This window comes from Staphylococcus borealis (assembly GCF_001224225.1).
GTDB lineage: Bacteria > Bacillota > Bacilli > Staphylococcales > Staphylococcaceae > Staphylococcus > Staphylococcus borealis.
Genome location: NZ_CUEE01000016.1, coordinates 19,970 through 27,502, shown reverse-complemented (window position 1 = coordinate 27,502; position 7,533 = coordinate 19,970). Strand labels below are relative to the sequence as shown.

Genomic DNA, 7,533 nt, shown 5'->3' with positions numbered 1-7,533 from the left:
TCATTTTGGCACAACAACATGATATGACGTTACAGGAGTGTTTACAGTATGCATATGACGAGATTAAAGGGAGAACTGGGCGTACTGTGAACGGCACATTTATTAAGGCGAGTGATTTAAATGACTAGAGGTATAGATATGACTGGAGTTAGTTTCAATGGCTGTAGGGTTTTGAAAAGAAAAGGGACTAATAAGGATAAGAAAATAACATGGCTGTGTGAGTGTTATTGTGGTAATTCTTTTGTAACAACCGGCAAATCTATCAGAAATAATACTGTTAAATCTTGTGGGTGTCTAAAACAAGAAGTTTTAAATAAAGTGGGAAAGAATAATAAAACCCATGGGGATACAGGAAGTGATTTGTACTATGTGTGGCGAGGTATAAAAAAGAGATGTAGAAAACCTAATTCATCAAATTATAAATGGTATGGAGAGCGAGGAATAAATGTATCTGATGAATGGTACAACAGCTATTCTAAATTTAAAGAATGGGCAATAATGAATGGGTGCAAAAAAGGGTTAACCATAGACAGAATAGATAGCAATGGAAATTATGAACCTAATAATTGTAGATGGGTTGATATGAAAACACAACAACGAAATAGAGGGAATAATGTAAAGGTTAAGTATAAGGGTAAAAAAAGAACCTTAGCTGAAATATCTGAAATGACTGGTTTATCTCAATCATTAATTAATTATAGACATAAACATGGAGTAGATTTTGATGCACCAAAAAGAACAATCAAGCAATCAGACCTCGAAGGATAAGGATATTCTAGAACGTGTAAAGGAAGTGCTGAGGAAGTGACACAGTATTCTAAAGTGTATCTGAAAAAGAACCATCATAAAAGAGGTATCAAATTAGGTGAAGTTGTAAAAGGTTCTAGTTGGTTAGAAATGACTGAACAGCTACCTAAGTTGAAGGAACTACCTATAACACCTTATTTAAGATTTTGGGAAGTAGGTAATGATCTTCATATAGATTACGGTTCGCACAGAGCGATTATAGTAGTTAAAAATCAAGGAGTGATACCGTGACACAATACCTAATATGCCAATTCAAAGACAGCACAGGACACATTCACACAGACATTGAGAAAGCACGTAACAATGAAATTCTCTCGATTGTGGAGGCGGAGAGTAAGGATATCTTAGAAAGAGTGAAAGAGGTGCTGGGGAAGTGAAAGACGTGATTACAACAATACTGTCTTTATTATTCAGTTTCGCTTCTATCATATTTGGTATTACAGCAATTTTTGCAATATGTTTATTACTTACACGCGATTGGGTCGATACTTTAATAATATTTGTATTATTAACAATTTATACAATTTTACCAGAATAAAGGAGTGATACCATGAAACAATTCCTAATTAGAGAATTTACAGATAGCACAGGTCATGTACATGTAGATGTAGAACAACCTAGAGAGAATGAACGTATGACGTTGGTAGAAGCAGAGAGTATGGAAGAAGCTAAAGAGAAAGTTGTAAAACCAAATAAAAATGCTAAGCGTAAGTTACCAGACTTTTTATAAGGAGTGAGTGGAATGATTAAACGCATACTAAAAATATGGTTCATCATTGCATTGTATGAACTTAGTAAATATATAACTAACGAACTTATCGTTAAGTTGCAGAGTAAAGATGATGTGGACGCTCCTAGTGATTATGCTAGGGTAAGTGATCAATACGATATTAACGGAATTGCAGGTGGGTATTAGATTGATAACGATTGAACGTCATGATATTAGAAAATTAGAAGAATATATTCAACATGTAGAACGTTATCGTAAGGAACTAAAGGTTTGTGAGTATGAGTTGCTAGAAAATCATGAACCAGAGAATGTAGGTGCTAGCAAAAGTAATCTACCTGGCAATCCAATTGAACGTCAGGCTATCAAGAAGTTAAGCAATAAGCGATATGTCATGTTAAGTAATATCGTTAATGGCGTTGATAAGTTAGTAGCAGAAGCTGATGAAGATACACTTGATATGATTAACAAACGATACTGGGAATGTCCGATTGGTTGTTACGAGTGGGAAGACTTAGCAGAATACTTTGGGACAAGTAAATCGAGTATATTAAGACGACGTAACGCAATGATTAATAGGTTGGCTGAGTTGATTGGTTATGTGTAAATGGACTTGAAAGGCGTATAAGTCCACGGTAAAAGCCGTTATTATGATACTGTAAGAACTATCCACACAAACCCTCGTTTTGAGGTAGCTGGTTAGTTCTCAATGAAAGTGACCAGTTGGGATTAGTCCGGTGTGACTGTCCTCTGATTGCTTGAGTGCCTATCCGTTGGGTAGGTACTTTTTCTCCTTTCTGGATAAACTTGATTTTGCATTGTTAATTACCTTCCATATGTGACTATTCGAGAGCAACTCGAGTAGTCTTTTTTTATTATTAAATTTATTAAGCTATTAGCATAAGGTTGTGATATATGACATGACAAAACTAAATTTAAAACAACAGACATTCGTTGATGAGTACGTTAAGACAGGCGTTGCTTATCAATCGGCATTAAAAGCAGGATATAGTGAAAAGTACGCAAAAGCTAGAAGTCATAAACTGTTGGAAAATGTCGGAATAAAAAAAGCTATAGATGAGCGTATGGAAAAGCTAAAAAAGCAAAGTATTGCAGACCAAGATGAGATACTACAATACCTAACTTCAGTTGTGCGTGGCGAAATCACCGACCAAGAACTAATACCTATTGGAATTGGTAAAGGTGAAATGGAAGTAGAAAGTTTAGAGAAACGATCAGATACAAACGCTAGAACAAAAGCTGCAGAGTTATTGGGGAAACGTTATATGATGTGGACGGATAAGCAACAAATCGAAACGAATGCGACGGTGCAATTCAATGATGACATCACTTAATCTATCGGAATTGATACCTAAGCACTTTCATGATTTATGGCGAGCAACTAAGAATCCTAACATTCTCAACATAGTAGCAAAAGGTGGGCGTGGTAGTGGTAAGTCGTCCGATATATCCATTATCATTACTCAACTGATTATGCGTTATCCAATGAATGCAGTAGTTGTACGTAAAACAGATAATACACTAGCAACATCTGTATTTGAGCAGATTAAATGGGCAATTGAAGAACAGAAAGTATCTCACTTATTCAAAGTTAAAGTATCGCCTATGGAAATCACATTTATACCAAGAGGGAACAGAATTATCTTCAGAGGGGCGCAGAACCCAGAACGATTAAAATCGTTAAAAGATAGTCGGTTCCCTTTTTCTATTATGTGGATAGAAGAATTAGGCGAGTTTAAAACGGAAGATGAAGTGACTACGATTACCAATTCAATGTTGCGTGGCGAGTTAGACGAAGGTTTGTTCTACAAATTCTATTTCTCGTACAACCCAGCAAAAAGAAAACAACACTGGGCAAACAAGAAGTACGAAACATCATTCCAACCAGACAATACGTTTGTACATCACTCAACATACTTAAATAACCCTTTTATATCTAAACAGTTTATACAAGAAGCTGAAAGTGCTAAACAACGTAATGAATTAAGGTATCGCTGGGAATATCTAGGTGAGGCGATTGGTAGTGGTGTGGTACCATTCAACAATTTACGCATAGAAACTATACCAGATGAGTTATACAGCACATTTGATAACATTCGTAACGGAACAGATTTTGGTTACGCAACTGATCCATTAGCGTTTGTACGTTGGCATTACGATAAAAAGAAACGTATTATCTACGCAGTTGATGAACACTACGGTGTGCAGATAAGTAATCGTGAGTTCGCTAATTGGTTAAAGAAAAAAGATTATCAATCTGACGAGATATATTGTGACTCCGCCGAACCCAAGTCAATTGCAGAACTTAAACAAGAACATGGTATCAAAAGAGTTAAAGGTGTGAAAAAAGGTCCTGACAGTGTTGAACACGGAGAACAATGGCTTGATGATTTAGATGCTATTGTGATTGACCCTAAGAGAACACCAAATATTGCAAGAGAATTTGAGAATATTGATTACGAAACAGATAAAGACGGTAATGTTAAGCCGAGATTAGAAGATAAAGACAATCACTGCATTACAGGAGATACACTAATTGACACTGTCAATGGTCAAAAGCCTATCAGAGAATTGGTGGGTTCTACCGGTAGAGTTAAGTGTTTTGACGAGATTGAAGGTATTGCAACAACATCAACTTATTTCGATGTAAGAATGACCAGAAGAAACGTTAAAGTCTTTGAAATCGAGACCGAAAGTGGTAAGAAAATAAAAGCTACAAGCGACCACTTAATATTAACCACAAGTGGTTGGAAAATGGTTAAAGAACTCAATACTGACGATGAAATAATAAGTATATAAGTAGATACTTCTCGTTATTCTTTTGGTATAATAGAATTAAGGAGATGATGCTATGAAATACGTATTTTTTAATGGTTTGAAATTCACTAGAGATGACAAAACTGGATATTATCTAAATTCTACTAAGCGCAAGAGATTACATCGATATGTTTGGGAATACTACAATGGACCTATACCTGATGGTTGCCATATACATCATTTAGATCATGATAAGAGTAATAACGATATTACGAACTTACAACTAATGAAACATGGTGAACACGCCACGTTACATGGGCTAGAACGAGCAAATTTGCAAAGAAAAGAAATTATAAGAAACTTAGACGAAAAAGCTCGACCAGCCGCGAATAAGTGGCACAAATCAGACGAAGGGCGTAAATGGCACAAAAAACATTACGAAAATACCAAAGAGAAACTACATCAAATGAAAAAGTTTAAATGCAAAGAGTGCGGAAAAGAATTTGAAGCACAAGATACAGGTGTTAACAGATTTTGCTCTAATAAGTGTAAATCAAAGTGGCGAAGAAAAAGTGGTTTAGATGATGAGATAAGGGAGTGTGTATACTGTGGTAAAGAATTTAAAGTCAATAAGTATAGAAAGACAAAAACATGTTCCAGAAGTTGTGCAAACAGGAAAAGAACCAAAGAGAGAAAAGATAAAATCGATAAAATTTCATAGCGTACAAAATGTTTATAATATGGAAGTTGAAGACCACCACAACTATTCAGTTGATGGTGGTTTAATTATACACAATTGTATAGACGCTACACGTTACGCATTAGAACGTGATATGCGTCAAAATCATATGAGCATATTAAGGTAGGTGATTACTATTCGTTGGCCGTGGGAGAAACCATATTATGAAGAAATAACAGAACAGTTAGCGCCTAAAGTTGAAACGCAAGAAGAGATGATTGTGCGTTTAGTACAAAATCATCAGAAAGATATTGAGCGTATATCAACAGGGCAACGCTACTACGATAAAGATAATGATATTTACAGACAAAAGTATAAATACGACCTAGACGGTAATCTTGACATCGATAAACCAGATTGGCGTATTACTACTAACTATCATCAAAACTTAGTTGACCAAAAAGTTGCTTATCTTGTGACTAACCCAGTGAGTTATTCTTGTGAGAACGAAAAGATGCTAGATACTATTCACGAAGTGCTTGATAACCGTTGGGATAACGAGTTAATCGATGTACTCACTGCTGCAAGTAACAAAGGTGTTGAGTGGGTGCAACCGTATATTGACGAGAACGGCGATTTTAAGCTATTCAGAGTACCTGCCGAGCAAGCTATCCCAATATGGAAAGATAGCAAAAGAGATGTATTACAAGCGTTTATACGTGTATTCAAATTAAACGATGAAACTAAAGTAGAATACTGGACCGATACTGATGTTACATACTATGTGTATGAGAATGGGTCATTAATCAACGATTACTACTATAGTGAGAACAACAAGCAAACACACTTCTCTACAGGTAGTTGGAACAGAGTTCCGTTTATTCCATTCAAAAATAACCCTGAAGAAGTATCGGACATTTGGCAATATAAAACAATTATAGATGCTATTGATAAACGTTTATCTGATACACAAAATATGTTTGATGAAAGTGCAGAGTTGATTTATATCTTGCGTGGATATGAAGGCGAGAACCTTAAAGAGTTTATGCAAGGCTTAAAATACTACAAAGCAATTAATGTAGATAGTGAAGGTGGCGTTGAAACGATACAAGTTGAGGTGCCAGTTGCTAGTACAAAAGAATATATCGATATGATGCGTCAGAACATTATGGAGTTCGGGCAAGGTGTCGATTTCCAAACAGATAAATTCGGCTCTGCGCCTAGTGGTATTGCACTCAAATTCTTATACGGTAACTTAGACTTAAAAGCGAATAAGCTAAAGAATAAAGCTACTGTTGCTATACAAGAATTAATTGAGTTTATTATCGATTTCTACAAATTAAAAGTAGATCCGAAAGATATTGAAATCACATTCAATTTCAACAGAATGATGAACGATTTAGAACAATCACAAATTGCTGCACAATCTCAATATCTATCTAAAGAAACAATCGTGAGACATCACCCTTGGGTTGATGACCCGACTGCAGAAATGGAACGTATCGAGCAGGAACAACTTGAACTCAATACACAGTTACCAGATATCGATACTGGAGGTGCTGTGAATGAGCAAAGACAATCCGAAGATAAACAACCAGAATGACATTGATAACTATATCAACCAACTCATCAAACAAGCAGAAAGTGAAATAGAAATACTATTCTCACGTAGATTAAAGCAAATACAACAAGAAATCGCAGATATGTTTGAAAAGTACCAATCTGATGACGTATATGTCACGTGGACTGAATTTAATAAGTACAACAGGCTCAATAAAGAACTTATCAGAATAGGCGAGATGTTGACGGAAGATTACAAAGAAGTTGCTAAAACTATCCGTCGGACGCAGCAAAACGCTTATATCGAAAAGTTTTTGATGAGCCTTTATTTGTATGAAATGGCAAGTCAAACGTCTATGCAGTTTGATGTACCTACTGCGTCTGTAATTACTAAGGCAATTGAACAACCGATTAAGTATATCGAGTTAACCGGAACACTCAAAAAACATCGTTCTAACGTACTTAAAAAAATACGTATAGAAATCACTAAAGGTATTGTAAACGGTAAAGGTTATACACATATAGCAAAAGCGTTGCGTGATGATTTGGGCATGTCTAAGGCGCAAGCTCAACGTGTGGCACGTACAGAGGCAGGTAGAGCAATGTCACAAGCTGGTTTGGATAGTGCAAAAGTAGCTAAAGATAATGGTTTAAGTGGAATGAAAAAACGTTGGTTAGCTACTAAAGATAATAGGACACGTGACACACATCGGCATTTAGACGGAAAAGCGATTGATATCGATGATAACTTCCATTCATCTGGTTGCGTCGGACAAGCGCCTAAATTGTTTGTAGGTGATGCTAGTGCCAAAGAGAATATCAATTGTCGATGTAAATTGCTTTATTACTTTAATGAAGATGAATTACCTACTGTCATGAGAACTAAAGATGACGGCATTATACCATTCGCGACATATCGTGAGTGGGAGAAGAATAAACGCAAACAGTAATCACTCGACCTTAGCATGTCGTTAAACTGCTT

13 protein-coding genes and 2 pseudogenes are annotated in these 7,533 nt (G+C 35.9%); all 15 read left to right on the top strand.

Features of this window, described 5'->3' with window-relative positions:
• Nucleotides 1-128, top strand: a pseudogene (locus tag AK212_RS14040) (MazG-like family protein); the annotation flags it as partial.
• Nucleotides 129-138: 10 nt separating this feature from the next.
• Complete coding sequence (locus tag AK212_RS12460) at nucleotides 139-768, top strand: hypothetical protein (RefSeq protein WP_154392037.1); 630 nt, start codon at nucleotides 139-141, stop codon at nucleotides 766-768.
• A gap of 36 nt (nucleotides 769-804) precedes the next feature.
• On the top strand, nucleotides 805-1,038 hold the full coding sequence (locus tag AK212_RS12455; RefSeq protein ID WP_053031465.1) for a hypothetical protein: 234 nt from the start codon (nucleotides 805-807) through the stop codon (nucleotides 1,036-1,038).
• Entirely contained in the window at nucleotides 1,035-1,184 is a 150-nt protein-coding gene (locus AK212_RS13955) for a DUF1381 domain-containing protein (protein WP_154392036.1), read from the top strand. Before AK212_RS12455 ends, AK212_RS13955 begins: the two co-directional genes overlap by 4 nt.
• Nucleotides 1,181-1,345 carry a hypothetical protein gene (locus tag AK212_RS13690; protein ID WP_174841938.1) on the top strand — a complete coding sequence of 55 codons (165 nt, stop codon included), beginning with the start codon at nucleotides 1,181-1,183 and terminating at the stop codon, nucleotides 1,343-1,345. Before AK212_RS13955 ends, AK212_RS13690 begins: the two co-directional genes overlap by 4 nt.
• Nucleotides 1,346-1,357: 12 nt before the next feature.
• A complete protein-coding gene (locus AK212_RS12450; protein WP_053031462.1) occupies nucleotides 1,358-1,537 on the top strand; it encodes a DUF1381 domain-containing protein in 180 nt (59 codons plus the stop codon).
• Between the two features lie 12 nt (nucleotides 1,538-1,549).
• Nucleotides 1,550-1,723 carry a transcriptional activator RinB gene (gene rinB, locus AK212_RS13495; protein WP_154392035.1) on the top strand — a complete coding sequence of 58 codons (174 nt, stop codon included), beginning with the start codon at nucleotides 1,550-1,552 and terminating at the stop codon, nucleotides 1,721-1,723.
• A gap of 1 nt (nucleotide 1,724) precedes the next feature.
• Complete coding sequence (locus AK212_RS12445) at nucleotides 1,725-2,141, top strand: transcriptional regulator (RefSeq protein ID WP_053031460.1); 417 nt, start codon at nucleotides 1,725-1,727, stop codon at nucleotides 2,139-2,141.
• Nucleotides 2,142-2,454: 313 nt separating this feature from the next.
• On the top strand, nucleotides 2,455-2,889 hold the full coding sequence (locus tag AK212_RS12440) for a terminase small subunit (protein ID WP_053031459.1): 435 nt from the start codon (nucleotides 2,455-2,457) through the stop codon (nucleotides 2,887-2,889).
• A pseudogene (locus AK212_RS12435) lies at nucleotides 2,873-4,075 on the top strand (PBSX family phage terminase large subunit); the annotation flags it as partial. The gene AK212_RS12440 and the pseudogene AK212_RS12435, both read left to right, overlap by 17 nt.
• 54 nt (nucleotides 4,076-4,129) lie before the next feature.
• Nucleotides 4,130-4,354: a Hint domain-containing protein gene (locus tag AK212_RS13910; RefSeq protein ID WP_244881456.1), complete on the top strand. Its 225-nt coding sequence runs from the start codon at nucleotides 4,130-4,132 to the stop codon at nucleotides 4,352-4,354.
• A 52-nt stretch (nucleotides 4,355-4,406) separates the two neighbouring features.
• On the top strand, nucleotides 4,407-5,033 hold the full coding sequence (locus tag AK212_RS12430; protein ID WP_053031455.1) for an HNH endonuclease signature motif containing protein: 627 nt from the start codon (nucleotides 4,407-4,409) through the stop codon (nucleotides 5,031-5,033).
• Nucleotides 4,921-5,178, top strand: coding sequence for a hypothetical protein (locus AK212_RS14035; protein WP_154392034.1), 258 nt, complete (start codon nucleotides 4,921-4,923; stop codon nucleotides 5,176-5,178). The genes AK212_RS12430 and AK212_RS14035 overlap by 113 nt, the downstream gene beginning before the upstream one ends.
• Entirely contained in the window at nucleotides 5,179-6,594 is a 1,416-nt protein-coding gene (locus AK212_RS12425; RefSeq protein WP_053031453.1) for a phage portal protein, read from the top strand.
• On the top strand, nucleotides 6,557-7,501 hold the full coding sequence (locus tag AK212_RS12420) for a phage head morphogenesis protein (RefSeq protein ID WP_053031451.1): 945 nt from the start codon (nucleotides 6,557-6,559) through the stop codon (nucleotides 7,499-7,501). Before AK212_RS12425 ends, AK212_RS12420 begins: the two co-directional genes overlap by 38 nt.
• Nucleotides 7,502-7,533 lie beyond the last annotated feature (32 nt).

Bases quoted from the DNA above. Each gene is read 5' to 3' on its own strand.
- AK212_RS12450 (WP_053031462.1), top strand. From the start codon at position 1,358: ATGAAACAATTCCTAATTAGAGAATTTACAGATAGCACAGGTCATGTA.
- AK212_RS12420 (WP_053031451.1), top strand. From the start codon at position 6,557: ATGAGCAAAGACAATCCGAAGATAAACAACCAGAATGACATTGATAAC.
- AK212_RS12440 (WP_053031459.1), top strand. From the start codon at position 2,455: ATGACAAAACTAAATTTAAAACAACAGACATTCGTTGATGAGTACGTT.
- AK212_RS12430 (WP_053031455.1), top strand. From the start codon at position 4,407: ATGAAATACGTATTTTTTAATGGTTTGAAATTCACTAGAGATGACAAA.
- rinB (WP_154392035.1), top strand. From the start codon at position 1,550: ATGATTAAACGCATACTAAAAATATGGTTCATCATTGCATTGTATGAA.
- AK212_RS12460 (WP_154392037.1), top strand. From the start codon at position 139: ATGACTGGAGTTAGTTTCAATGGCTGTAGGGTTTTGAAAAGAAAAGGG.